This window comes from Pseudomonas hamedanensis (assembly GCF_014268595.2).
GTDB lineage: Bacteria > Pseudomonadota > Gammaproteobacteria > Pseudomonadales > Pseudomonadaceae > Aquipseudomonas > Aquipseudomonas hamedanensis.
This window is the reverse complement of the sequence record NZ_CP077091.1, coordinates 5,434,137-5,459,607: the sequence shown is the minus strand read 5'-3', so window position 1 is coordinate 5,459,607 and position 25,471 is coordinate 5,434,137. Positions and strand designations below refer to the sequence as shown.

Genomic DNA, 25,471 nt, shown 5'->3' with positions numbered 1-25,471 from the left:
CAGATGATTGACTTCAACAACAAAGGCTTCTTCAAACTCAAGCAGAACGATGAATACGCCGAGCGCGTTACCGCGCTCTTGCTGGAAGGCGAACAAGTCATCGACGCCTACAAAGCCATGCGCGACGGCGTGGTGTTCACCAACAAACGCATTATCGCCGTCAACGTCCAGGGCATCACCGGCAGCAAGAAGGATTTCACCTCGCTGCCCTACAAGAACATCGTCGCCTACTCGGTAGAAACCTCAGGCACGTTCGATCTGGATTCGGAACTGGAAATCTACTTTTCGTCGCTGGGGAAAGTGAAATTCGAATTCACCGGCAAGACCTCGATGGTGGAAATCTCGAAGTACATTTCCAGCTATCTACTCTAAGAACCCACCGCGCGGCACTCAAAGAATGTCGCGCAAATACCCCTTCAGCGCGAGGAGCGGCTGACCCAGTTGCTCCAGCGAGCGCGCCTGACCAAACTCCGCCGACAACTTGTGCAACTCCCGCCCCAACGGCTTCTCGACTCCGCCCAGCGCATCCATCGCCAGGTTCAGGCATTCGTTCAGCTTGAACTGAATGGTCTGGACATCGCCGCGTTTGACCAGCAACTCGAACACATCCTTCTGGTAGTCGCCCATGACCATGTCATCGCGCAGGATCGGGCTCAGGCCCTCTTCTTCGTAGGCGAGTTTGAGGGAGAAGAGGGCGACGGTTTCCAGTGAGGTTTCCATGGGTGTCTTGTCGTGTGAAGTGGAGGACTTGGAACCAATGCACGTACGAAAGACCAGTGGAGGTCTGCCGCGCGAGCGCGATTATACGGGCGGTGAATGCATTCAGGGCAACGAGCAATCGGTCAGCTTGCGTGGTTGCGGGATCTACACTCACAGCCGCTGGCGCAGCATTGACATCCACTTTGATACGGCGCTTTGATGACAAAGGCCTGAACATCAGCGGAGACCATCATGGAATACGACACAAAACTGATTGACGACGCCGTCCTTGCCCTCTTGGCGGCTTACAGCTTCAACGACGGCAATGCCTGGAAAGGGTACGACTTCGAAATCATGAACCGTTTGCACGAGCAGGATTTGATCAGTGATCCGGTTAACAGGAACAAGTCGATCTGGCTGACGGAAGAAGGGCTGGAGCGGGGGCGGGAGATAGCTGAGCGGATGTTTGGAGCTAAGGCTGAGGCGGGAAAGGCATCAGACTCTGAGAGCTGACCTGGAAAGCCCGCACGGCAAAATACCACTTTCTTCCAGACGAAAAAAAGGCCCTGCTTTCGCAAGACCTTTTTCTCTGTGTTGGTGGTGCCCGAGGGAGACTCGAATAATAGCATAAATGTATAATTAACATAGTTTTTTGCATGTGTACACTTCCACGTTGTACCGTGAAGTGTACATCCTACCTGCCTCCATTAAGGACTGGTATGGATGGAAGCTTGATAGGATTTCTCCATCCAATTTCCGACGAGCTGTGAAGAATATCTACAAAAAACTGGTTACGGATAGACTCCCTGGTCTACCAAAAAATGCCGAACCGACACATGGCGAACTTTCGCGATTAGTCGGGCGTCATGAGCACAGCAAGCGTTATCTTGATGAACTCCTCGTTTCGATCGATCGTGTTCAGGGCGCCCCGAACATTGTCGGCGACGTCCGCCGATCCGCGCATCTCTACCCAGTTCGAAAGCTCCATGATGGCGGCCTCCAGGGCGAGCTGGTTTTCGTTGATCTTAAATAGCAGGGAAGGGAGTAAGTCTGAGTTTGGCATTGTGCAATCCTCCGTGAAATTTTCAGCGTAGCAGGGGGATTACTGACCTCGGTAGGGAGTTGCGCATGGTCGGAAGGACGCCGGGAGGAGGGTGCATCCACAGTCGATTGCTGCCAGTCACGAAGGGCCGCAGTCGACCCAAAGCGGTCAGTCGTGACAGTTAAAAAGCGACCGATTGCTGCCTGTAACATTGGGCAGAATTCGACCATAGCAGACGGTCAAAGGGCCGATACGAGCCCGACCAATAATCGCAGAAGCCGTTGAAAATGGCGCTGACGCGCTCAACGTTTGTCTTTTCAACCTCAGACGCAATCGATAGATCAACAGCTTGGTCTGCACCTCACCTTTTGCACCAAAGGCTAAACCTCCTTTTCGCGGTGAATTGAACCCTAGGCATTCGAGCCTTGTCAGGCATCTCTCTTTGGATTACGATCGTAATGTAGAATTACAGTCGTAATTCAAAGAGGTCTCCGTCGCTTGAAAACAGGGACGGTTCCGATTGATTCAGTCACGTGAGGATTCGTCATGCAGGAAATATCCGAAATTCAAAAAAGTGATGAGGCTGAGGGCTTCGCTGTACTCGGCGTCGCAGCGGCAGCTCAGGCCATTCGCAAAGGTGAAATTTCATCTGAAAAGTATGCAAGCGCTCTACTTCAGAGAGCCCAAGACCATTCCGACTTACAGTCCTTTATTACGATAGATAAGGAAGCTGTGCTCGAGTCCGCAAGGGCTGCGGATAAGGAGCGTGCACGAGGTACGTCGGCTCCTCTGCTCGGCGTTCCAATTGCGATTAAAGACAGCTATCTCACCCAAGGCCTGCGAACGACTCTAGGTGTATCTACCCTCGAAAAGTTTGTGCCAGAGCAAGACGCCGACATTGTCAAAACAATGAAAGACGCCGGCGGTATTGTTTTTGGCAAGAACAACCTCGTCGAAATGTCCTTCGGCTTGACCGGTAACAACGGCCCTTACGGTCAAGTGAAGAACCCTCATAGCAAGACTCATGTGTCGGGTGGCTCTTCCAGCGGAGCAGGCGCGTCCGTTTCTGCGCGTCTCGTGCCAGCGGCCTTCGGCGGCGATACGATTGGTTCCATTCGAGTACCCGCATCTCTTTGCGGGGTAGTCGGCTTCAAGCCGACTACAGGGCGTTGGCCCCGTGATGGCGTCGCGCCTATCTCCCATACCCTCGACACTACAGGCGTATTTGCCCGTAATGTAGAAGACTGCATTCTGATCGACGAGGTTATAGTCAAGAATGAGGCTCCGAGTAATTTTGATCAGACTAATCTGGTTGGGGCGAGGTTCGCATATGCGCCTCGACAATATTTTGAGCTCATAGCTCCAGATGTTGAGGCGCAATTCAAAGAAACTGTTCGTCGGCTGCGCGATGCCGGCGCTGAAGTTGTTGAAGTCGATCTAGGAAATGACTTTTCCTCACTCGCACTGACGGCGACTTGGAATATTTTCTTCCGCGAGACCCAAGAGGCGGTCACAGGCTTCCTGCGTCAAAACAACATCCCGGCCACCTTCGAGGAAATTTACTCGGGACTGAAACCTGGTCTGAAAGAAGTATGGGGGCAACTTGTTCTTAAGAATGGACCAGGATTTCTCCCTGCGGAGACTTATGACGCCGCCTTGGTTGAGCGCTTGGAAATCAAGCGCCGTTTCGACCAAGCATTTCTGAGCAGCGGGGCTGAGGGCCTGATCTTTCCAACAACCCCGTGCACAGCACCATTGATCGAACATCAAGAACAGTTCTTCATCTCTGGTCAGGAAGTCAGTTATCTAGTGCTGGCTAACCACACCATTCCCGCGAGCGCTGCAGGTATCCCAGGCATCAGCCTTCCAATCGGCGTGTCCAAAGACGGCCTGCCTATTGGTCTTGAAATTGATGGCCCTTATGGTCGAGATCGATCCCTGCTCCACGTTGCGCGTCGAGTCGAAGCGGCCGTTGGCGTGCTGACCTCGCCGATCTGATTTTTGAGCGATCGCATTCAAGTGATCAGGCGTAACGAGCCTATGTAGCTCTATCACTCTATAGGATCAGTAAAAATGGAAAATCAAACTTCCTTCATGAAAACGATTGCTGTCGAGCATGTCACGATTCAATCGAGCAACTCATTCGCCGTCGTCAAGGCCAAACTTGAACGGTTAATCCCTCGGATCGACGACGGCATTTTCACGCTGCTACGGTATGGAGAAACCATCCGCGCATTGAAAGAGCTTGAAGCTCTACCAGCGTTGTCCATCTTTGGAGTTAGAGATCACGGCGCGTTGCTGGGAATCGCCGGGCTCCAACGTCACGCGATTCAATACGACATTGGAAATCCACTCACGGCATCCAAAATGTCGCGGCATCATATCTCCGCCTCGTTGTACGCCCCCATTCGCGTGCTTTTACGCGAAGACGCAAATGGAGTGGTCGCCTTCGAGTACGACCGTCCGCTCTCCGTTTTTGGCCAATTCGGTAATAACAAGGTCGACGCGGTTGCGCGTAAACTTGATGAGGACTTGCAAGCGGCACTGGTAGCCGCAGTATCGTAAACAGAAGGAACGCGGAAATGGGTGTGCTGCCCGGTTCCAGGTATCCGATGATAGGTAAATTAAAATGCGCTTTGATAAAGGCCATAAAGAAAACACGCGGAAACGCATCATTGACATTGCGTCTAGACGCTTTCGCAAAGATGGGATTTCTGCATCTGGTTTGGCCGGCATCATGGCTGAATCGGGGTTGACGAAAGGTGCCTTTTATCCGCATTTTGATTCGAAGGATGCCTTGGTCCGGGAAGCACTCGCTAACGCATTGGCTGAGCAGCTTGGAAATATGGTTAATGCCGCTGCCGGGTCGATTGGTATTGAAGATGCCATTCGGCGATACCTGAACACATCACACCTGAAGGGATACGAGGAAGGATGTCCTTCTGCAGCTTTACTGCCTGAAATAGGTCGCCAGCCAGATCTGACAAAGGAAGCCTATGAAGAGGGCCTGGTCGCGTATGTTCGAAGCCTCGCAGCGTTATTCCCAAATCCAAAGTCTGAACACAATCAAAAACGGGCGACGGCGGTTTTCAGCCTTATGGCCGGCACGCTTCAAATTGCCAGGGCAGTAGCTGATCCACTGCTAGCTGAAGAAATTTTAGAGGGTGGGGTGCAAGCAGCACTGATATTAGTCGAAGCTTGATAAGCACGCGTGACCATTTCACCTGTTGCCCAGTCCTGTTTGGTTGAAATGTGCTGTCACGATTGGCAGGCGACATGCACGGGCTTGCATAGCGGTTTTCGACCTAAGCCTCGAAACCTTAGCGCTGACTGCCAGGGTATGATTTCGTATTCGTTCTAATATGAAAGAGCAAATGTCCGTTCTTGGCCGTTTTCTGACCTTCGCTTAGGGGGTGAACTGCCAGGATTTTCCTAGACGATGAGTGAGTAATTGCATGGTCAGCAAATAGTAATAGCGCGTCGATTCAGTGCGCTTGTTTAGATGGTGATTCAAAAACCATGCAAGGTGTTTTCTCTGCCAGGTCCATGGGTTGTCGCATTGCCAGCGCTCAGCGATCGCTGTTTGGATAGTCTTCGCCTGACGCAGGTGGCGTTGGCGTGTGGTGTGTGACCCGGTCAAGACGCCCGCCAGGAACAGCTCCATATCGAATGCCGTGTTCATGCTCGACCACCAATGTAAGCCGATACCACGCCGATACGGCCGTGCCCCAGCTCATAGCTGATTTGTACTCGGGCCTCCTGATCGAGGTGTCGGTTGAGCTGATAGCAATGGCCACCGTTGATAGGCGCGGGATGATGGGTGATTTGCTCGTAACGTTCGCACGCATAGGCTGCCCGCAATTCGTGGAAGCCTTTGAGGTTGTACTGATGGAGGATGTCCCGTGCAGGGCCGACGATTCCCTGCAAGAAATCGAGGTAGCGTTCGTTCGGTGCAAGCAGGTTGCGGCTATCGTCGGGCGAGACCTTTTCGGCAAACCTCAGTGCGTCACGAATATGATCATTCTCCCTGATCCAGCGAGGTGCTGACACGCCTGAACGGCCACCTTTGGTACCGTCCTGGATGTTGATCTTGCCGTATTGTTCGGCCTCATGCTTCAAGCGCGGAAGGTCGGCCAAAATCGCCTCGCGTAAGCGCATGCCTGTGGCTCGGGCCAGCTGCACGATGGCGGCGGCGCGCGGCAGTTGGTGTTCGCAGAGCGCCTCGACGATCCGCTTCACCTGTTCACGATCCTGGCCTTGCGGGGTTGCTGTGCGGACGGTTGTGCGCTGCAGTCCTAAAGCCTTGCTCGGACTCGACACCTTCACATACTGATCACCTCGCAGCGCGGCCATGGTCCGATTCACACTGGATAATCGGTTTTGCGCAGTCGCGATAGAGAGCTCACCTTGTTCAACTTGCTGGCGCAGATACCCGGCGTAGTCCAGCAAGGTCTGCCGATCAATTTGTCGCGCATCGTTAAACCCTGGTCCATCCTCCGACCGACACCAGCGTACAAACGCCTGCCAGCGATCACTGTGCGCCTTGACCGTGCCGTAATGCCCACCGCCGAACATGTCTTTCAACGCCTGCGGCCCGGCGTAGCTCAATTGCCGGCCATAGCCAAAATTGCGCCCATCCCGTTTACCGACCAGCGCCATGATCAAACTCCTCTCGAAGTCAAAACGTTGAAGCTTTTCCCCACGTCATCCCGCCAAGAATGTTGAGTGTTATCAGGGATCAAGGCCCCTGCGACCTGTGAGGGTTGTCCACTAACGCGGGACTGTCGGCTCTTTACGACCGGGAGCTTGGGCATCTCATGATCTGGCCTCCTGAACACCGTTACCGGTGGGCGGGTGGAGGCTGCACTGGCTGACGAGGCCAGTGTCGCGAGATCCTGAGTCAGGTGAAGGCAGTGAAGCGATGACCGGGGCATGCCTGACTGTCAGTCAGGTGCAGTCCATTCCGTAGGCTGCGGCACCATCATCTGCATCGCCGTTGCTGGTGATTTCGGTGTTTGTCACGCCGATTGTCACGAGGGGAAATGCCGCAAAGCCTTGTACGAGATGGGCTGCAGCAGCGGTAGGAGCGCCCGTCTCTTTCCGGAAGAAAGAGACGGGCGCAGGTTGGCGCAATGAAATGGCCAAGCGGATAGGTTGCTGCAGGGCAGCTACGAATGGGTGTGAGTTGCCGCAGTGGCCACTCTGGTAGAAGTAGGCATCCATCACATCGCTGTGACTGTGCGAGCTGCCGGACGCTCATCGCACTTTGGGAGAACCACCACGGTGTGGCGTAGCCTTAAAGGTTCTGGCTACCTGAGTTGCTGTCAACGACAGCGCTTTGCCCGATCTTTTTTACGCCTGTGGATAATTCGGGTCAAGGCTCGAATTATCCGGAGTTCTGCGGCGGTGGATGAAATTATCCACCGGTGGAAATCCGTGGTTTTCCACAGATAGTTGCGTGGGTTTTAGATTTTTTAAGTGAGGTCCATCCAAGCAGGGCGGCTTTGCAGCCCTGTTTGGGTGGACCCGCGTGGAAGGCTGGGCTGTGGAGATCTCACCGACTTACCAGGTGTTGGAATGCGCCACGGTAGTTTTGCAAGGCGATGATGTTGTCGTCGACCGGGTCGAATTGGTGAGGCGTCACGTGATCACTGAGTCGCCGTTGAGTCTGTCTCGATAGGCAACTTTTGGAGGTGATCATCTTTGTGTGCATGGGATGCTGTTAGAGGCGGTGCAGAAGGGCGTGCGAGGAACTGATTAACGCGAGTATCAAATTGATCGCGAAGGTTGGCTGTAATGCCTTCTTTGAGGGCGTCGAGATAGTCTGCATACCACTGCATCATGATCCGACGTTGCGGCAGGTATAGGGCTTGATTGTACTCGCCAGAGATGCCGCCCTCGACGTGAGCCAGCTGGCTTTCGACATGGTCCTTCAGCCAGCCATGTTCTCGCAGCAGCGTGCTTGCGGTATGACGAGTGCCATGGCTGACGAGTCGTCCTTTATAGCCGATCTTGGCGAACACCAGGTTGATCGTGTTTTCACTGATGACTGGCTGCTTTTCACCATTGCCTGGGAATAGATACCGACTGCGGCCAGTGCTTTGGTTCAGTTTGGTAAGCATGGCGATCAATTGATGAGGTAGAGGGCTGACGTAGTCTCTGCGCATCTTCATGCGGGCGGCCGGGATGGTCCATATCCCTTCCTCAAAATCGATTTCCTCCCATTTTGCGTAGCGAACCATGCCGGGGCGGCTCGCTGTCAGAATTGTCATCCATGATGCAACCCTCGCTGGTAGCCGGCTGGTGGTCTTGCTTAAGGCCCGGAGAAACTCAGGTAGTTCGTGTTCGTGCAGATGCGGGTAGTGTTGAGTGGGCGGTGGGGCTATCGCAATGGCATGGAGTTCGGAGGCTGGATTGTGTTCGCACAGGCCGCGTGCAATGGCTTGACTGAAAATCTGTTTCAGCCAGGTCCGGGTCTTGTCCGCAACATTGAAGGCGCCTCGTTTTTCGATGCAGGCCTGCAGTTTTGCGCAGTCGCTTCGCGTGATGAGCTCCAGTTGCTTCTCGCCGAGAGCGGGCAGTAGATCCTTATCGAGATAGTCGCGGATCTTCTTCAGCGTCGCGCTGCTGCGGCCGGAGTCCGATTTGAATTGGTACCAGTACTCCGCGGCTCGCCTGAAGGTGTTGAGCCCGGCCTCCTGCTGTCGCAGTTTGTCATCGCGGCGTTTGGCGCCGGGGTTGGTGCCTTGCTTGAGTAGGTTGCGGCATTCTGCGGCTCGTTCACGGGCTTCCTGCAAGGAGATATGCGGATACACACCCAGTGACATGCGCGCCGCCCGCCCCTGATAGGTGTACCGGAAGTGCCAATACTTGCTGCCGTTGGGTTTCACCAGCAAGGCAAGACCCGAACTATCACTCAACGTGAACGGTCTGTCGGCAGGCTTGGACGCTTTGATTTGCAAGGCGGTCAATGGCATCGCTGTACACCTCCGGTTCTCGAACTGGAATATGTACAGAAAATGTACCAAAAAGAGGCTGGCTTGCAAGAGATGGGGGTGGAACCCCAGAGACCAAAAAGCCCGCAGTTAGCGGGCTCTAGAGGTGTTACGTAGACGCTGGTAGTCGTCTATGTACTGCAAATGGTGCCCCGAGGGAGACTCGAACTCCCACTCCTTTCGAAAACGGATTTTGAATCCGCCGCGTCTACCAATTCCGCCATCAGGGCTCAATGGCGGCGAAGTATAGAGAGGTGATTACCGTTGGTCAATCACGTTTCATGGTCAATTTTCGATATTTCCGCTAGACTTTCCGGCCCTGCTAGACGAACCACATCATGCGCGTTGCTGACTTTACTTTTGAGCTTCCCGATTCGCTGATCGCCCGCCACCCGTTGGCCGAGCGTCGCGGTAGTCGCCTGCTGACCCTTGATGGGCCGAGCGGCGCTCTGGCACACCGTCAATTCACTGATTTGCTTGAGCATTTGCGCCCGGGCGATTTGATGGTGTTCAACAATACCCGGGTGATTCCGGCGCGGCTGTTCGGGCAGAAAGCGTCCGGCGGCAAGCTGGAAATTCTTGTCGAACGCGTGCTTGATGCGCACCGCGTGCTGGCTCATGTGCGTTCCAGCAAGTCGCCGAAGCCGGGTTCGAAGATCCTTATCGACGGCGGTGGCGAAGCCGAGATGCTCGCGCGTCACGATGCGTTGTTCGAGCTGGGTTTTGCCGAGGAAGTGTTGCCGCTGCTCGACCGCGTCGGGCACATGCCGTTGCCTCCTTATATAGACCGCCCGGATGAGGGCGCGGATCGCGAGCGTTATCAGACCGTGTACGCCCAGCGTCTGGGGGCGGTCGCGGCGCCGACGGCGGGGCTGCATTTCGATGAGCCGTTGATGCAGGCGATTGCCGCCAAGGGCGTCGAGACTGCATTCGTTACGCTGCACGTCGGCGCGGGGACGTTCCAGCCGGTGCGTGTCGAGAAGATCGAAGATCACCACATGCACAGCGAGTGGCTGGAAGTCGGCCAGGATGTGGTCGATGCCGTTGCCGCGTGCCGTGCGCGGGGCGGTCGGGTGATTGCTGTGGGCACGACCAGTGTGCGTTCGCTGGAGAGTGCGGCGCGCGATGGTGTGCTCAAGCCGTTCAGTGGCGACACCGACATCTTTATCTACCCAGGCCGGCCGTTTCATGTGGTCGATGCGCTGGTGACCAATTTCCATTTGCCGGAATCCACGCTGTTGATGCTGGTTTCCGCGTTTGCCGGTTATCCCGAAACCATGGCCGCCTACAAGGCCGCCGTTGATAACGGTTACCGCTTTTTCAGCTACGGTGATGCGATGTTCATCACCCGCAATCCCGCTCCAACTGCCCCTGAACAATCAGGCCCAGAGGAAACACAATGAGTCGCGAATGTCGAATGTCCTTTGAGCTCCTGGCCACCGATGGCAAGGCCCGCCGTGGTCGCCTGACGTTCCCCCGTGGCACCGTCGAGACCCCGGCGTTCATGCCGGTCGGCACCTACGGCACGGTCAAGGGCATGTTGCCGCGTGACATCGTCGCCACTGGCGCGGAGATCATTCTGGGCAACACCTTCCACCTGTGGCTGCGTCCTGGCACTCAGGTGATCAAGGAGCACGGCGACCTGCACGATTTCATGCAGTGGAAAGGCCCGATTCTTACCGACTCCGGCGGCTTCCAGGTGTTCAGCCTCGGCGCGATGCGCAAGATCAAGGAGGAGGGTGTGACCTTCGCTTCTCCGGTCGATGGCGCCAAAGTGTTCATGGGCCCGGAAGAGTCGATGCAGGTGCAGCGCGATTTAGGTTCCGACATTGTGATGATCTTCGACGAGTGCACGCCGTACCCGGCTGACGAAGACGTCGCACGCGTGTCGATGGAGTTGTCGTTGCGCTGGGCCCAGCGTTCGAAGAATGCCCATGGCGATAACACCGCCGCGCTGTTCGGCATCGTTCAGGGCGGCATGCATGAAAATCTGCGCATGCGCTCGCTCGAAGGTCTCGACAAGATCGGCTTCGACGGCCTCGCCATCGGCGGTCTGTCGGTGGGCGAACCGAAGCATGAAATGATCAAGGTGCTGGATTATCTGCCGGGCCAGATGCCGGCTGACAAACCTCGTTACCTTATGGGCGTTGGCAAACCGGAAGATCTGGTTGAGGGTGTGCGCCGCGGGGTGGACATGTTCGATTGCGTGATGCCAACCCGTAATGCCCGCAATGGGCATCTGTTCATCGATACCGGTGTGCTGAAGATCCGTAACGCGTTCCATCGCCATGATGAATCGCCGCTGGATCCGACCTGCGATTGCTATACCTGCCAGAACTTCTCGCGTGCTTATCTGCATCACCTGGACAAGTGCGGCGAAATGCTCGGCAGCATGCTCAATACCATCCACAACTTGCGCCATTATCAGGTGCTGATGGCTGGTTTGCGCGAGGCTATTCAACAGGGTACATTGGCCGCCTTTGTCGATGCCTTTTACGCCAAACGCGGACTTCCCGTCCCGCCTTTGGACTGAGTTTTCTGACCCCAAGATTCAACATTTGCAACTGGAGTGCTAAATGAGCTTTTTTATCTCTAACGCCATGGCTGACGCAGCTGCACCGGCTGCTGCAAGCCCAATGGGCGGCGGCTTCGAGTGGATTTTCCTGGTCGGCTTCCTGGTCATCTTCTACCTGATGATCTGGCGTCCACAGGCCAAGCGCGCCAAAGAGCAGAAGAACCTGCTGAGCAGCCTGCAAAAGGGTGACGAAGTTGTGACCACTGGCGGCATCGCCGGCAAGATCACCAAAGTTGCCGATGACTTCGTGGTGCTGGAAGTGTCCGACACCGTTGAAATGAAGTTCCAGAAAGGCGCCATCGCCGCCACGCTGCCAAAAGGCACGCTGAAAGCGATCTAAGAGCAACAACTTCTACTCAATCGACGGGGCGCGCAAGGCGCCCCGCGTTCATAACGGGCGGCGTGATGCTGAACAAATACCCTCTGTGGAAATACATTCTGATCCTGGCGGTGCTGGCGGTCGGTCTGATTTATTCCGCTCCCAATCTTTATCCTGATGACCCGGCCATCCAGGTCAGCGGTGCAAGCACTGCGCTGCAAGTCAATCAGGCTGATCTGGATCGTGTGAGCACGGCGCTCAAGGAATCCGGCATCAACGTCAAGGCTGCGACGCTGGCGGCCAACGGCAAGGGCGGGCTGATCCGTCTGACCAAGGCTGAAGACCAGTTGCCGGCCAAGGATGTTGTGCGCAAGGCGTTGGGTGATGACTACGTCGTCGCGCTGAACCTGGCACAGACCACTCCGCAATGGCTGCGCAATCTGGGCGCGCACCCGATGAAGCTGGGTCTGGACTTGTCCGGTGGTGTGCACTTCCTGCTCGAAGTGGACATGGACAAAGCCCTCGATGCTCGCCTGAAAGTCTACGAAGGCGACGTCAAGAGTCTGCTGCGCAAAGAGAAGCTGCGCTATCGCAGCCTGCCGCAACTGGGCGGCGCCATTCAGTTGGGCTTCAGCGATGAAGATTCCCGCGAACAGGCCCGTGCGCTGATCCGCAAGAACTTCAACGATTTCGACATTGTTCCGGCCGACCTCAACGGTCAACCGGTGCTGCGTCTGGCGATGACCCCGGCCAAGCTGGCGGAAATCCGTGAATACTCCATCAAGCAGAACCTGACCACGGTACGTAACCGCGTCAACGAGCTGGGTGTTGCCGAACCGATCGTTCAGCGTCAGGGCGCCAACCGCATTGTGGTTGAGCTGCCGGGCGTGCAGGACACGGCCGAAGCCAAGCGTATCCTCGGCAAGACGGCCAACCTCGAGTTCCGACTGGCTGCAGAGCCGGGCGCTTCGAAAGCCACTTCCGAATCGTTCGAATTCCGTGAAGGCAACCGTCCTCCGGCGCAGATCGAACGTGGTCTGATCATCACCGGTGACCAGGTCACTGACGCCAAGGCCGGTTTCGGCGAGCACGGCACGCCTGAAGTGAACATCCGTCTGGATGGCCACGGTGGCGAATTGATGAGCCGCGCGACCCGTTCCAACGTCGGTCGCAGCATGGCGGTGATCTTCATCGAGCAGCGTCCGGTCACCACTTACACCAAACAAATGGTCAACGGCGTCGAGAAAGACGTCGCGGTGCAGACGTTCAAGGAAGAGAAAAAAATCATCAGTCTGGCGACCATTCAGTCGCCGCTGGGTGCGCAATTCCGCATCACCGGCCTGAACGGCCAGGGCGAGTCCTCTGAACTGGCGCTGCTGCTGCGTGCCGGTGGTCTGGCCGCACCGATGTACTTCGCTGAAGAGCGCACCATCGGCCCAAGCCTGGGTGCTGACAACATCACCAAAGGTATCGATGCGTCGCTGTGGGGCATGCTGTTCGTGTCGTTGTTCATCATCGCCATCTACCGCTTCTTCGGCGTCATCGCCACCGTCGCGCTGGCGGTGAACATGGTGCTGCTGCTGGCCTTGATGTCGCTGCTCGGCGCCACGCTGACCCTGCCGGGTATCGCCGGTATCGTCTTGACCATGGGCATGGCGGTCGACGCCAACGTACTGATCTTCTCGCGGATTCGTGAAGAGATCGCCGCTGGCATGACTGTGCAGCGGGCAATCAACGAAGGCTTCGGCCGGGCATTCACTGCGATTCTCGACGCCAACCTGACCACACTGTTGGTCGGCGGCATTCTCTTCGCCATGGGCACCGGCCCGGTGAAGGGCTTCGCAGTGACCATGTCCCTCGGGATCTTTACCTCGATGTTCACGGCCATCATGGTGACCCGCGCAATGGTCAACCTGATCTTTGGCGGACGTGACTTCAAGAAGTTGTGGATTTAAGGGGCTGCCATGTTACGTACAATCAACTTCATGGGCGTTCGCAACTTCGCGTTCGGCGTCACGGTTTTCCTGACATTGCTGGCCTTGTTCAGCGTCGCCACCAAGGGCATGAACTGGGGCCTGGACTTCACCGGCGGTACGCTCATCGAGCTGACCTACGAGCGTCCGGCGGATGTCACCAAGGTGCGCGAGCAACTGGCGACTTCCGGCTACCACGACGCCGTCGTGCAGAACTTCGGTGCGACCACCGATCTGCTGGTGCGTATGCCGGGCGAAGATCCGCAGTTGGGTCATCAGGTAGCGGAGGCGCTGCTGAAAGTCGGCGGCGACAACCCGGCGACCGTCAAGCGCGTCGAGTTCGTCGGCCCGCAGGTCGGTGAAGAACTGCGCGACCAGGGCGGCCTCGGCATGCTGCTGGCGCTCGGCGGCATCCTGATCTACCTGGCCTTCCGCTTTCAGTGGAAATTTGCGGTCGGCGCCATTGTTTCGCTGATTCACGACGTGATCGTGACCATCGGTATTCTGTCGTTCTTCCAGATCACCTTCGACCTGACGGTGCTGGCGGCGGTCCTGGCGATCATCGGTTACTCGCTGAACGACACCATCGTCGTGTTCGACCGGGTGCGTGAGAACTTCCGTGTCCTGCGCAAGGCGACGCTGATCGAGAACATCAACATCTCGACCACGCAAACGCTGCTGCGCACCATGGCCACGTCGATCTCCACATTACTGGCGATTGCGGCGCTGCTGTTCTTCGGCGGTGACAACCTGTTCGGCTTCTCCATCGCGCTGTTCATTGGTGTATTGGCGGGTACCTACTCGTCGATCTACATCGCCAACGTGGTGCTGATCTGGCTGAACCTGACCACCGAGGATCTGATTCCTCCGGCCAACACCGAAAAGGAAGTCGACGACCGTCCATAACGGCGATCGTTTTTCCGGCTGTCAGCCCAAGAAAGGCGCGAGTTGAACTCGCGCCTTTTTTTATGCTCCAAGGCTGGGAGAAGCGCGGGCTTGTCCCGTATGTGATGGTCAGGAGGTTCATGTGAACAAGTCGATGCTGGTTGGTGCGGTATTGGGTGCTGTCGGTGTGACTGCCGGGGGTGCTGTTGCCACCTACAGCCTGGTTAAAAGCGGCCCTGAGTATGCGCAGGTACTGGCCGTGGAACCGGTCAAGACACAGATCAAGACTCCACGTGAAGTGTGCAAGGACGTGACGGTCACTCGTCAGGCGCCTGTGAAGGATCAGCATCAGATCGCCGGTACGGTGGTCGGTGCACTGGCAGGTGGTCTGCTGGGCAATCAGATCGGCGGCGGCACCGGCAAGAAAATTGCCACGGTAGCCGGTGCGGTCGGTGGCGGTTATGCCGGTAACAAGGTGCAGGAGGGCATGCAGGAACGTGACACCTACACCACCACGCAAACCCGCTGCAACACGGTCAATGACATCAGCGACAAGGTGGTCGGTTACGACGTGCGCTACTCGCTCGATGGCAAGGAAGGCAAAGTGCGGATGGATCACGATCCGGGCAACCAGATTCCGGTCGACAAGGAAGGCAAGCTGATCCTGTCGCAGAATGAGCCGGGTCAGTAACGACCGACTGTTTACAAGAAGCACCCTGCGGGGTGCTTTTTTGTGCTCGCGATTCAAGCAGCGCCGCAATCCCCTTGTAGGAGTGAGCCTGCTCGCGATAGCTATTTATCATTCAAAACAAGTGGTGGCTGAAACACCGCTATCGCGAGCAGGCTCACTCCTACATTGGGTTTGTGGTGTGTTCAGGCAAATTGCAGGCATAAAAAAAGCACCCCGAAAGGTGCTTTTGTCGTTCCGCGAAAAGCTTAACGCTTCAGCGAAGCCGGCAGGTGCGGCTGGATCGCCGTCAGGACTGCCTTGAAGCATTTGGTGTTGCCGGCAACGATGTGACCTTTTTCCAGGAAGTCGTGACCGCCGGTGAAGTCGCTCACCAGTCCGCCGGCTTCTTGAATCAACAGGGCGCCCGCCGCCATGTCCCACTCGGACAGGCCCGATTCCCAGAACGCATCGAAACGACCGGCAGCTACATAAGCCAGGTCCAGGCTCGCCGAACCGGCGCGGCGGATGCCGGCAGTCTGGCCAACCAGGGCGCGGAACATGCCCAGGTAGTTGTCGAGGTTGTCCATCTGGTCGTCACGGAACGGGAAACCGGTACCGAGCAGGGCGCCGTCGAGGCTGGTGCGACCGCTGACGCGCAGGCGACGACCGTTCAGTTGAGCGCCGCGACCACGGCTGGCGGTGAATTCTTCCTGGCGAACCGGATCCAGAACCACGGCGTGTTCCAGGCGACCACGGTATTTGCAGGCGATGCTGACGGCGAAGTGAGGAATGCCACGGAGGAAGTTGGTGGTGCCGTCCAGTGGATCGATGATCCACAGGTACTCTTCGCCTTCGATGCCGGTGCCGGCGTGCAGGCCGGTCTCTTCACCCTGGATCGAGTGATTTGGGTAAGCCTTGCGCAGGGCATCGATGATTTTCTGTTCAGCGGCGCGATCGACCTCGGATACATAATCCTTGGCGTCTTTTTCGTCGACCTTGATGGTATCCAGGCGCTCGATGGAGCGGAAGATCAGTTCACTGGCGCTGCGGGCGGCGCGCAGCGCGATATTCAGCATGGGCTGCATGGATGTGTCACCTAAGGTTGTTAAAGAAAGCCGCGCATTCTATCAGAACTTTTCTTCAGGTGAAGGACGCTGTTCGCTTTCATAGCTTAACGGTAGGCTGTTCTGTAAGATTTGCCCCCCTTTCCTGTGTCCGAGAGCGCCTCCCTTGCTGCAGAACATTCGTGTCGTCCTGGTCAACACCAGCCACCCCGGCAACATCGGCGGGGCCGCGCGCGCCATGAAAAACATGGGTCTGTCGCGACTGGTGCTGGTCGAACCGCGGCTCTTTCCGCACCACGAGGCCGATGCCCGCGCCTCCGGTGCGGGGGATATCCTTGAAAACGCGCAAGTCGTCGCCACCTTGGAAGATGCCCTGGTCGGCTGCAACCTGGTGCTTGGCACCAGCGCCCGTGACCGGCGTATTCCCTGGCCGCTGCTCGATCCGCGCGAATGCGGCAGCAAAGTGGTCGAGGAAGCCGGGCAGGGCGCAGAAATTGCCCTGGTGTTCGGCCGTGAAGACTCCGGCCTGACCAATGAAGAGCTGCAGCGATGTCACTTTCACGTACACATCCCATCTGACCCGACGTTCAGTTCGCTGAACCTTGGGGCGGCGGTGCAGGTGTTGAGTTATGAAGTGCGCATGGCCTGGCTGGCGGCACAGGGTCAGCCGAGCAAGATCGAGAAAGAAGAAGTGGCTTCGGTGAAAAGTGCCGAGCTGGCGACCATGGATGAGCTGGAGCGATTCTATGAGCATCTGGAGCAGACGCTGGTCGCCATCGAATTCCTTGATCCGGAGAAACCGCGACACTTGATGGCGCGCCTGCGCCGGTTGTACGGACGCAGCTCGGTCAGCCGGGCGGAAATGAATATTTTGCGTGGCATCCTCACGGAAACCCAAAAAGCGGCCCGTGGCGAGCTTCTGAAGCGGAAGGACTAAATGATGTTTGAGCGTTTGCGTGAAGATATCCAGAGCGTATTCCATCGAGACCCGGCGGCGCGTAACGCTTTTGAAGTCCTGACCTGCTACCCCGGCATGCATGCGATCTGGATTCATCGTCTGGCCGGCATGCTTTGGCGCAACGAGCTGAAATGGCTGGCGCGACTGGTGTCGAACTTCGGTCGCTGGCTGACCGGGATCGAGATCCATCCCGGTGCGAAAGTCGGGCGGCGTTTCTTCATCGACCACGGCATGGGCATCGTGATTGGCGAGACCGCCGAAATCGGCGACGACGTGACTATCTATCAAGGCGTGACCCTGGGTGGCACCAGTTGGAACAAAGGCAAGCGCCATCCGACGCTGGGCGACGGCGTGGTAGTCGGTGCTGGTGCCAAGGTGTTGGGGCCATTTACGGTGGGTGCCGGCGCCAAGGTCGGCTCCAACGCCGTAGTGACCAAAGAAGTGCCGCCGGGCGCCACCGTGGTGGGGATTCCGGGGCGGATCATCGTCAAGACCGATGAAGAGCAGGACGCCAAGCGCAAGGCCATGGCGGAGAAGATTGGTTTCGATGCCTACGGTGTCAGTGAAGACATGCCCGATCCGGTGGCCCGCGCCATCGGCCAGTTGCTCGATCACCTGCAAGCGGTGGACGGTCGGTTGGAAGGGATGTGCGGCGCGCTGAAAGATCTGGGCAGCAATTACTGTGCGAAAGATCTGCCTGAGCTGCGCGAAGAAGATTTCGCCAGTGTGAAGGGCAAGGATCAGAGTCAGGCCAGTTAAACCGAGCCGTTGCTATCGCGAGCAGGCTCACTCCTACAGGGGAGCGTATTTCAAATGTAGGAGTGAGCCTGCTCGCGATGAACGATGGCTCGGTATCACTGGCTGTCCACAACCCGTCTTTGCTATAGTGCGCGCGCTCTTTTGCGGGTAAACCCGACTAAAGCACTAGGTCTTATAGTTGACTTAAATGCTCGGGAATTGCATACTCCCGCCCATTCCGAACTCCGTGGTAACTGTCCATGCGACTGACTACAAAAGGCCGATACGCCGTGACCGCCATGCTTGACCTGGCGCTGCACGCGCAGCACGGGCCGGTGTCTCTGGCCGATATCTCCGAGCGCCAAGGCATCTCCCTGTCCTACCTCGAACAGCTGTTCGCCAAGCTGCGCCGCAGCAACCTGGTTTCCAGCGTTCGCGGTCCGGGTGGTGGCTACCAATTGTCCCGCGAGATGCAGGGCATCCAGGTCGCCCAGGTGATCGATGCGGTGAATGAATCGGTCGATGCGACCAAGTGCCAGGGCCAGGGTGATTGCCATTCCGGCGACACCTGCCTGACCCATCATCTGTGGTGCGACTTGAGCCTGCAGATTCACGAATTTCTGAGCGGTATCAGCTTGGCCGACCTTGTGACTCGCCGTGAGGTACAAGAAGTGGCCCAGCGTCAGGACCAGCGCCGTTGCAGCAGCAAGGCGCCACGCCTGGACAAGATTGAAGCGTCCGCCGTCGAATGACAGCCGAAGAGCTACCCGCGGCACGCCAGCCCTGATTTAGGAGATAGTCCATGAAATTGCCGATTTACCTTGATTACTCTGCAACCACCCCGGTTGATCCGCGTGTTGCGCAGAAAATGAGTGAATGCCTGCTGGTCGACGGAAACTTCGGTAACCCGGCGTCCCGTTCCCACGTGTTCGGCTGGAAGGCTGAAGAGTCCGTCGAAAACGCTCGCCGTCAGGTGGCCGATCTGGTCAATGCCGACCCGCGTGAAATCGTCTGGACCTCCGGTGCGACCGAGTCCGACAACCTGGCTATCAAGGGCGCGGCACATTTCTATGCCTCCAAGGGCAAGCACCTGATCACCAGCAAGATTGAGCACAAGGCTGTCCTCGACACCATGCGCCAGCTGGAGCGTGAAGGTTTCGAAGTGACCTACCTCGAGCCTACCGAAGACGGTCTGATCACCCCTGCAATGATCGACGCGGCACTGCGCGAAGACACCATTCTGGTGTCGGTGATGCACGTCAACAACGAAATCGGCACCGTCAATGACATCGCCGCCATCGGCGAGATGCTGCGCGCCAAAGGCGTGCTGTTCCATGTCGACGCCGCTCAGTCCACTGGCAAGGTCGAGATCGATCTGCAGAAACTGAAAGTCGACATGATGTCGTTTTCCGCCCACAAGACTTATGGCCCTAAAGGTATCGGCGCGCTGTACGTCAGCCGCAAGCCGCGTGTGCGCATCGAAGCGACCATGCACGGCGGCGGTCACGAGCGCGGCATGCGTTCCGGTACCCTGGCGACCCACCAGATTGTCGGCATGGGCGAAGCGTTCCGCGTGGCTAAAGAAGACATGGCCGCCGAGAACGTGCGCATCAAAGCCTTGAGCGACCGTTTCTACAAGCAGGTCGAGCACCTGGAAGAGCTGTACGTCAACGGCAGTCTGACCGCCCGTGTTCCGCACAACCTGAACCTGAGCTTCAACTACGTTGAAGGCGAGTCGCTGATCATGGCGCTCAAGGATCTGGCGGTATCGTCCGGTTCGGCCTGCACCTCGGCGTCGCTGGAGCCTTCGTACGTACTGCGCGCCTTGGGCCGCAACGACGAACTGGCACACAGCTCGATCCGCTTCACCTTCGGCCGTTTCACCACCGAAGAAGAAATCGACTACGCCGCGCAGAAAGTCTGCGAGGCCGTTACCAAGCTGCGCGCTTTGTCGCCGCTGTGGGACATGTACAAAGACGGCGTCGATATCTCGAAAATCGAGTGGGCGGCACACTAACTATAGAAGCCGCCGGATACAGACCCTGTAGCGACGCGGCGATTTACGCAGCGCAGTTGCAGGGCCTCAAGAGCGGCCCTGATGAGTGAGGATTGAGAATCATGGCTTACAGCGAAAAGGTCATCGACCACTACGAAAACCCGCGCAACGTCGGCAAGATGAACGCGGAAGATCCTGATGTCGGCACCGGCATGGTCGGCGCGCCGGCGTGCGGCGACGTGATGCGTCTGCAGATCAAGGTCAACGATCAGGGCGTTATCGAAGACGCCAAGTTCAAGACCTACGGTTGCGGTTCGGCAATCGCCTCCAGCTCCCTCGCTACCGAGTGGATGAAGGGCAAGACCCTGGACGAAGCCGAAACCATCAAGAACACTCAGCTGGCCGAAGAACTGGCCCTGCCGCCAGTGAAAATCCACTGCTCGGTACTCGCTGAAGACGCTATCAAGGCGGCTGTTCGCGATTACAAGCAGAAGAAAGGCTTGATCTGATCCGCGTTAGGTAAGGAGTTTCCATGGCTATCCAGATGACAGAAGCGGCTGCTCAGCATATTCAGCGCTCTTTAGCAGGGCGCGGTAAGGGCGAGGGTATCCGCTTGGGTGTTCGCACCACGGGCTGTTCCGGTCTCGCCTATGTACTGGAATTCGTCGACGAAGTGGGTGAAGAGGATCAGGTGTTTGAAAGTCATGGTCAGAAAGTGATCATCGACCCGAAAAGCCTGGCCTACCTGGACGGCACCGAGCTCGATTTCGTCAAGGAAGGGTTGAACGAAGGCTTCAAGTTCAACAACCCCAACGTGCGCGGTGAATGTGGCTGCGGCGAAAGCTTCAACATCTGAGGCTGGTCGTGGGTATTCCTTGTCATTTCGCTTTATTCGAGCTGCAACCGAGCTTCCGCCTGGATCTCGAGCAGTTGGCCACGCGCTATCGTGAGTTGGCGCGCGGCGTTCATCCTGACCGCTTTGCCGACGCTTCCGAGCGTGAGCAGCGCTCGGCGCTCGAGCAATCGGCGCGGCTCAACGACGCCTATCAGACGCTAAAGAGCCCGGCCCAGCGTGCACGCTATCTGCTGAAAATCAGCGGGCATGAAGTGCCGATGGAAGTCACAGTCCACGATCCCGAGTTTCTTTTGCAGCAGATGCAATGGCGCGAAGAACTCGAAGATCTGCAGGACAGTGCCGACCTCGACGGTGTCGCGGTGTTCAAGCGTCGCCTGAAAGCAGCTCAGGAACAACTCAACGAAAGCTTCGCAGCCTGTTGGGATGATGCGGCACAACGCGAGCAGGCCGAACGCCTGATGCGGCGCATGCAATTCCTCGACAAGCTCACCTACGAAGTGCGCCAGCTAGAAGAGCGCCTCGACGATTAACCCAGTGCTGCCCTGATTGCACGCCTGACAGACAGATAAGACCTGATCACCATGGCTCTACTGCAGATCGCCGAACCCGGCCAAAGTCCTCAACCGCACCAGCGCCGTCTGGCTGTGGGGATCGACTTGGGTACTACCAATTCGCTGGTCGCTGCGCTGCGCAGTGGTCTGTCCGAGCCGCTGGCCGACGCCAACGGGCAGGTCATCCTGCCGTCCGCCGTGCGTTATCACGCCGACCGCGTCGAAGTCGGCGAGTCGGCCAAGCTGGCCGCAGCCTCCGATCCTCTGAACACCGTGCTGTCGGTCAAGCGCTTGATGGGTCGTGGTCTGTCCGACGTCAAGCAACTGGGCGAGCAATTGCCGTATCGCTTCGTCGGTGGCGAATCGCACATGCCGTTCATCGACACTGTGCAGGGCCCGAAAAGCCCGGTCGAAGTCTCCGCCGATATCCTCAAGGTCCTGCGTCAGCGTGCTGAAGCGACTTTGGGTGGCGAACTGGTTGGCGCGGTGATTACCGTTCCTGCCTATTTCGACGATGCCCAGCGCCAGGCCACCAAGGACGCAGCCAAACTCGCCGGTTTGAACGTATTGCGTCTGCTCAACGAGCCGACCGCCGCAGCCGTGGCTTACGGTCTGGATCAGCACGCCGAAGGTCTGGTGGCGATTTACGACCTGGGCGGCGGCACCTTCGATATTTCGATTCTGCGTCTGACCGGCGGTGTGTTCGAAGTACTCGCCACCGGCGGCGACAGTGCGCTGGGCGGCGATGACTTCGACCACGCGATTGCCGGCTGGATCATCGAGAGCGCCGGCCTGTCCGCCGATCTCGACCCGGGTGCACAACGCAATCTGCTGCAAACCGCTTGCGCGGCCAAAGAAGCCCTGACCGATGCGGCCAGCGTTGAAGTGGCTTACGGCGACTGGAAAGCGCAACTGACCCGTGAAGCCTTCGATGCGCTGATCGAGCCGATGGTCGCGCGCAGCCTGAAAGCCTGCCGCCGCGCCGTGCGTGATTCCGGCATCGAGCTGGAAGATGTCCACGCCGTGGTCATGGTCGGCGGTTCGACCCGTGTGCCACGCGTTCGCGAAGCGGTTGCCGAAGCCTTCGGTCGTCAGCCATTGACGGAAATCGACCCGGATCAAGTGGTGGCCATCGGGGCCGCGATTCAGGCTGATACCCTGGCCGGCAACAAGCGCGACGGCGGCGAATTGCTGCTGCTCGACGTGATCCCGCTGTCCCTGGGGCTGGAAACCATGGGCGGCCTGATGGAGAAGGTGATTCCGCGCAACACCACCATCCCCGTCGCTCGCGCCCAGGATTTCACCACCTATAAAGACGGCCAGTCGGCCATGGCCATCCACGTCTTGCAGGGCGAGCGCGAGCTGATCAGCGACTGCCGCTCCCTGGCACGCTTCGAATTGCGCGGTATCCCGGCGATGGTTGCCGGTGCAGCGAAAATCCGCGTGACCTTCCAGGTCGATGCCGACGGTCTGCTCAGCGTGTCTGCCCGTGAGTTGGGCTCGGGCGTTGAAGCGAGCATTCAGGTCAAGCCGTCCTACGGTCTGACCGACGGCGAAATCGCTAAAATGCTCAAGGATTCGTTCCAGCACGCCAATGACGACAAGGTCGCCCGCGTTCTGCGCGAGCAGCAAGTCGATGCCCAGCGCCTGCTCGAAGCCGTGCAGGGTGCTCTGGATGCGGATGGCGAGCGTTTGCTCGACGCCGAAGAGCGCATGGTCATTGAACTGCAAATGCAGGAACTGGCCGAACTGATGAAAGGTACCGATGGTTACGCCATCGAGCAGCAGACCAAGCGTCTGTCGCAAGTGACCGATGCTTTTGCCGCCCGCCGCATGGATCTGACGGTGAAAGCCGCTCTGTCGGGGCGCAACCTGAATGAAATCGAGGATATCTGATGCCGCAGGTCATTTTTCTGCCCCACGAGAAGTTCTGCCCTGAAGGCATGGTGGTCGAGGCTGAGCCCGGCACATCGATTCTCGAACTGGCCCATGAACACCACATCGAGATGGAAAGTGCCTGCGGCGGCGTCTGCGCCTGCACCACCTGCCACTGCATCATCCGCGAGGGTTTCGACTCGCTGGAAGAAGCTGACGAGCTGGAAGAGGACTTCCTTGATCGGGCCTGGGGTCTTGAGGCGCAATCGCGTCTGGCCTGTCAGGCCATCGTTGGGGAAGAAGACCTCACCGTCGAGATTCCGAAATATTCGCTTAACCATGCGGCCGAAGCGCCGCACTGACTGGTAAGACTGTCATGAGCTACGGTTGGAATGATGTTCAACGCATTGCCGAAGAGCTGGCCGAGGCCCACGCGGGGCTCGATCCGTACTCGGTAGGTTTCGTCCGTCTGCAGCAGATGATTCTTGAACTGCCAGACTTCGATAGCACTTCTGGCCGTGTCGGCGAGAAGGTGCTCGAAGCGGTTCAGGAGCTTTGGGCCGCAGAATTGGACTGATCGTCTCGCAGGTTAGGCAATACCCAAGAACCCGCGTATAATTCGCGGGTTTAATTTTTCGCAAATTACCGTTTCTGGAGTTACACCATGGCTGTTCAACGTACTTTCTCCATCATCAAGCCTGACGCCGTTGCTAAAAACGTGATCGGCAAGATCACCACTCGCTTCGAAGACGCTGGCCTGCGCGTTGTAGCTTCGAAACTGAAGCAACTGTCCAAAGCCGAAGCCGAAGGCTTCTACGCTGAGCACAGCGAGCGCGGTTTCTTCGGTGACCTGGTTGCGTTCATGACTTCCGGCCCGGTTGTCGTTCAGGTTCTGGAAGGCGAAAACGCTATCGCTCGCAACCGTGAGCTGATGGGCGCTACCAACCCTAAAGAAGCAGCTCCAGGCACCATCCGCGCTGACTTCGCTGAATCGATCGACGCCAACGCCGTTCACGGTTCGGACTCCGAAGCTGCTGCCGCTCGCGAAATCGCTTACTTCTTCGCAGCTACTGAAGTAACCACTCGCTAAGCATTGCTTGAAGAGTGAAGGTGAATCCATGACGACATCGACTGTTAAAACAAACCTGCTGGGTCTGACCCAGCCGGAAATGGAAAAATTCTTCGACTCAATCGGGGAGAAGCGTTTCCGTGCCGGTCAGGTAATGAAATGGATTCACCACTTTGGCGTCGATGATTTCGACGCCATGACGAACGTCAGCAAGGCCTTGCGCGACAAGCTCAAGGCTATTGCTGAAGTGCGTGGTCCGGAAGTGGTCAGCGAGGACATCTCCAGCGACGGCACCCGTAAATGGGTGGTGCGCGTGGCGTCCGGCAGCTGCGTCGAGACCGTGTACATTCCCCAGGGCAAACGCGGCACGTTGTGCGTTTCGTCCCAGGCAGGCTGTGCCCTGGATTGCAGTTTCTGCTCCACCGGCAAGCAAGGCTTCAACAGCAACCTCACCGCCGCCGAAGTCATCGGTCAGGTGTGGATTGCCAACAAATCTTTCGGCAGCGTCCCGGCCACCGTCGACCGCGCCATCACCAACGTGGTGATGATGGGCATGGGCGAGCCGTTGCTGAACTTCGACAACGTCGTCGCCGCCATGCATCTGATGATGGACGACCTCGGCTACGGGATTTCCAAGCGCCGCGTGACCCTGTCCACCTCGGGCGTGGTGCCGATGATCGATGAGCTGGCCAAGCACATCGACGTATCCCTGGCGTTGTCCCTGCACGCACCGAATGACGCATTGCGTAACCAATTGGTGCCGATCAACAAGAAATATCCGCTTAAGATGCTGCTTGAGTCGTGCCAGCGCTACATGTCCGCCCTTGGCGAAAAACGTGTGCTGACCATCGAGTACACCTTGCTCAAGGACATCAACGACAAGGTTGAACACGCCGTTGAGATGATCGAGCTGCTGAAGAACATTCCATGCAAGATCAACCTGATTCCGTTCAACCCGTTCCCGCATTCCGGGTACGAGCGGCCAAGCAACAACGCGATCCGTCGTTTCCAGGATCAGTTGCATCAGGCCGGTTTCAACGTCACTGTCCGCACCACCCGTGGTGAAGACATCGACGCCGCATGTGGTCAATTGGTAGGGCAGGTGCTGGATCGCACCCGTCGCAGCGAACGTTATATCGCCGTGCGCGAGTTGAGCGCCGACAGCGATCTGGCACAGAACGCCGCGAACACTAACTAAGAGAGGAT

Annotated in this window: 29 protein-coding genes and 1 tRNA gene; 23 read left to right on the top strand and 7 right to left on the bottom strand. The window is 57.5% G+C overall.

Annotation, left to right across the window (positions count from 1 at the left end; translation table 11 throughout):
* Positions 1–3: 3 nt before the first annotated feature.
* The gene (locus HU739_RS23840) at positions 4–372 is read left to right on the top strand and encodes a PH domain-containing protein (RefSeq protein WP_090286060.1); all 369 of its coding nucleotides are present in this window, start codon (positions 4–6) and stop codon (positions 370–372) included.
* Between the two features lie 18 nt (positions 373–390).
* Here HU739_RS23840 and HU739_RS23835 read toward each other — a convergent pair whose 3' ends face one another.
* On the bottom strand, positions 391–720 hold the full coding sequence (locus HU739_RS23835; protein ID WP_186549069.1) for a hypothetical protein: 330 nt from the start codon (positions 718–720) through the stop codon (positions 391–393).
* 231 nt (positions 721–951) lie between these two features.
* Between HU739_RS23835 and HU739_RS23830 the strand changes: the two genes are divergently transcribed.
* Complete coding sequence (locus HU739_RS23830) at positions 952–1,212, top strand: DUF6429 family protein (RefSeq protein WP_186549071.1); 261 nt, start codon at positions 952–954, stop codon at positions 1,210–1,212.
* Positions 1,213–1,552: 340 nt separating this feature from the next.
* Here HU739_RS23830 and HU739_RS23825 read toward each other — a convergent pair whose 3' ends face one another.
* Positions 1,553–1,762: a hypothetical protein gene (locus HU739_RS23825; RefSeq protein WP_034128036.1), complete on the bottom strand. Its 210-nt coding sequence runs from the start codon at positions 1,760–1,762 to the stop codon at positions 1,553–1,555.
* A gap of 525 nt (positions 1,763–2,287) precedes the next feature.
* On the opposite strand from HU739_RS23825, the gene HU739_RS23820 reads away from it, so the two are divergent.
* The 3 genes from HU739_RS23820 to HU739_RS23810 all read left to right on the top strand — a co-directional run bounded on the left by HU739_RS23820 (position 2,288) and on the right by HU739_RS23810 (position 4,943).
* A complete protein-coding gene (locus HU739_RS23820) occupies positions 2,288–3,739 on the top strand; it encodes an amidase family protein (RefSeq protein ID WP_186549073.1) in 1,452 nt (483 codons plus the stop codon).
* Between the two features lie 75 nt (positions 3,740–3,814).
* Positions 3,815–4,306 carry a DUF302 domain-containing protein gene (locus tag HU739_RS23815; RefSeq protein WP_186549077.1) on the top strand — a complete coding sequence of 164 codons (492 nt, stop codon included), beginning with the start codon at positions 3,815–3,817 and terminating at the stop codon, positions 4,304–4,306.
* A 64-nt stretch (positions 4,307–4,370) separates the two neighbouring features.
* Positions 4,371–4,943, top strand: a complete 573-nt coding sequence (locus HU739_RS23810; RefSeq protein WP_186549081.1) for a TetR/AcrR family transcriptional regulator — start codon at positions 4,371–4,373, stop codon at positions 4,941–4,943.
* A gap of 204 nt (positions 4,944–5,147) precedes the next feature.
* Here the strand turns inward: HU739_RS23810 and HU739_RS23805 are convergent, their stop codons facing one another.
* The 4 genes from HU739_RS23805 to HU739_RS23790 form a co-directional block, all read right to left on the bottom strand.
* Positions 5,148–5,423, bottom strand: a complete 276-nt coding sequence (locus tag HU739_RS23805; protein ID WP_034128033.1) for a hypothetical protein — start codon at positions 5,421–5,423, stop codon at positions 5,148–5,150.
* Entirely contained in the window at positions 5,420–6,400 is a 981-nt protein-coding gene (locus HU739_RS23800; protein WP_186549083.1) for an integrase domain-containing protein, read from the bottom strand. The genes HU739_RS23805 and HU739_RS23800 overlap by 4 nt, the downstream gene beginning before the upstream one ends.
* Positions 6,401–7,389: 989 nt before the next feature.
* A complete protein-coding gene (locus HU739_RS23795) occupies positions 7,390–8,718 on the bottom strand; it encodes a tyrosine-type recombinase/integrase (protein ID WP_186549085.1) in 1,329 nt (442 codons plus the stop codon).
* A 163-nt stretch (positions 8,719–8,881) separates the two neighbouring features.
* Positions 8,882–8,966: transfer RNA gene (locus tag HU739_RS23790), tRNA-Leu, on the bottom strand.
* Between the two features lie 108 nt (positions 8,967–9,074).
* Here HU739_RS23790 and queA point away from each other — a divergent pair.
* The 6 genes from queA to HU739_RS23760 all read left to right on the top strand — a co-directional run bounded on the left by queA (position 9,075) and on the right by HU739_RS23760 (position 15,179).
* Positions 9,075–10,139, top strand: a complete 1,065-nt coding sequence (gene queA, locus HU739_RS23785; RefSeq protein ID WP_186549087.1) for a tRNA preQ1(34) S-adenosylmethionine ribosyltransferase-isomerase QueA — start codon at positions 9,075–9,077, stop codon at positions 10,137–10,139.
* A gap of 14 nt (positions 10,140–10,153) precedes the next feature.
* Positions 10,154–11,269 (top strand): tRNA guanosine(34) transglycosylase Tgt, encoded by a 1,116-nt coding sequence (gene tgt / locus HU739_RS23780; protein WP_160768392.1) that lies wholly within the window; start codon positions 10,154–10,156, stop codon positions 11,267–11,269.
* 43 nt (positions 11,270–11,312) lie between these two features.
* Positions 11,313–11,651 carry a preprotein translocase subunit YajC gene (gene yajC, locus HU739_RS23775; RefSeq protein WP_016773317.1) on the top strand — a complete coding sequence of 113 codons (339 nt, stop codon included), beginning with the start codon at positions 11,313–11,315 and terminating at the stop codon, positions 11,649–11,651.
* Positions 11,652–11,716: 65 nt separating this feature from the next.
* Positions 11,717–13,585 (top strand): protein translocase subunit SecD, encoded by a 1,869-nt coding sequence (gene secD / locus HU739_RS23770; protein WP_186549089.1) that lies wholly within the window; start codon positions 11,717–11,719, stop codon positions 13,583–13,585.
* A gap of 9 nt (positions 13,586–13,594) precedes the next feature.
* Complete coding sequence (secF, locus tag HU739_RS23765) at positions 13,595–14,509, top strand: protein translocase subunit SecF (protein ID WP_186549091.1); 915 nt, start codon at positions 13,595–13,597, stop codon at positions 14,507–14,509.
* Positions 14,510–14,630: 121 nt separating this feature from the next.
* On the top strand, positions 14,631–15,179 hold the full coding sequence (locus HU739_RS23760) for a glycine zipper 2TM domain-containing protein (protein ID WP_186549093.1): 549 nt from the start codon (positions 14,631–14,633) through the stop codon (positions 15,177–15,179).
* 245 nt (positions 15,180–15,424) lie between these two features.
* Here the strand turns inward: HU739_RS23760 and suhB are convergent, their stop codons facing one another.
* A complete protein-coding gene (gene suhB / locus HU739_RS23755) occupies positions 15,425–16,243 on the bottom strand; it encodes a type III secretion system regulator SuhB (RefSeq protein ID WP_016773320.1) in 819 nt (272 codons plus the stop codon).
* Between the two features lie 145 nt (positions 16,244–16,388).
* Between suhB and trmJ the strand changes: the two genes are divergently transcribed.
* From trmJ to rlmN, 12 genes are all read left to right on the top strand, one after another.
* Positions 16,389–17,159, top strand: a complete 771-nt coding sequence (trmJ, locus tag HU739_RS23750) for a tRNA (cytosine(32)/uridine(32)-2'-O)-methyltransferase TrmJ (protein WP_126366138.1) — start codon at positions 16,389–16,391, stop codon at positions 17,157–17,159.
* 3 nt (positions 17,160–17,162) lie between these two features.
* Complete coding sequence (gene cysE, locus HU739_RS23745; protein ID WP_186549095.1) at positions 17,163–17,939, top strand: serine O-acetyltransferase; 777 nt, start codon at positions 17,163–17,165, stop codon at positions 17,937–17,939.
* A gap of 239 nt (positions 17,940–18,178) precedes the next feature.
* Complete coding sequence (gene iscR / locus HU739_RS23740) at positions 18,179–18,670, top strand: Fe-S cluster assembly transcriptional regulator IscR (protein ID WP_186530338.1); 492 nt, start codon at positions 18,179–18,181, stop codon at positions 18,668–18,670.
* A gap of 50 nt (positions 18,671–18,720) precedes the next feature.
* Positions 18,721–19,935, top strand: coding sequence for an IscS subfamily cysteine desulfurase (locus HU739_RS23735; protein ID WP_186549097.1), 1,215 nt, complete (start codon positions 18,721–18,723; stop codon positions 19,933–19,935).
* A 101-nt stretch (positions 19,936–20,036) separates the two neighbouring features.
* Entirely contained in the window at positions 20,037–20,423 is a 387-nt protein-coding gene (gene iscU / locus HU739_RS23730) for a Fe-S cluster assembly scaffold IscU (protein WP_003227907.1), read from the top strand.
* A gap of 23 nt (positions 20,424–20,446) precedes the next feature.
* Entirely contained in the window at positions 20,447–20,770 is a 324-nt protein-coding gene (iscA, locus tag HU739_RS23725) for an iron-sulfur cluster assembly protein IscA (protein ID WP_186549099.1), read from the top strand.
* 8 nt (positions 20,771–20,778) lie between these two features.
* Positions 20,779–21,300, top strand: coding sequence for a co-chaperone HscB (gene hscB / locus HU739_RS23720; protein ID WP_016773325.1), 522 nt, complete (start codon positions 20,779–20,781; stop codon positions 21,298–21,300).
* A 51-nt stretch (positions 21,301–21,351) separates the two neighbouring features.
* Positions 21,352–23,217: a Fe-S protein assembly chaperone HscA gene (gene hscA / locus HU739_RS23715; RefSeq protein ID WP_024014218.1), complete on the top strand. Its 1,866-nt coding sequence runs from the start codon at positions 21,352–21,354 to the stop codon at positions 23,215–23,217.
* Complete coding sequence (fdx, locus tag HU739_RS23710) at positions 23,217–23,558, top strand: ISC system 2Fe-2S type ferredoxin (protein WP_041071821.1); 342 nt, start codon at positions 23,217–23,219, stop codon at positions 23,556–23,558. The genes hscA and fdx overlap by 1 nt, the downstream gene beginning before the upstream one ends.
* A gap of 14 nt (positions 23,559–23,572) precedes the next feature.
* Positions 23,573–23,773, top strand: a complete 201-nt coding sequence (iscX, locus tag HU739_RS23705; protein ID WP_186549101.1) for a Fe-S cluster assembly protein IscX — start codon at positions 23,573–23,575, stop codon at positions 23,771–23,773.
* An 87-nt stretch (positions 23,774–23,860) separates the two neighbouring features.
* The gene (gene ndk / locus HU739_RS23700; RefSeq protein ID WP_016773329.1) at positions 23,861–24,286 is read left to right on the top strand and encodes a nucleoside-diphosphate kinase; all 426 of its coding nucleotides are present in this window, start codon (positions 23,861–23,863) and stop codon (positions 24,284–24,286) included.
* A gap of 28 nt (positions 24,287–24,314) precedes the next feature.
* Positions 24,315–25,463 (top strand): 23S rRNA (adenine(2503)-C(2))-methyltransferase RlmN, encoded by a 1,149-nt coding sequence (gene rlmN / locus HU739_RS23695; protein ID WP_186549103.1) that lies wholly within the window; start codon positions 24,315–24,317, stop codon positions 25,461–25,463.
* Positions 25,464–25,471 lie beyond the last annotated feature (8 nt).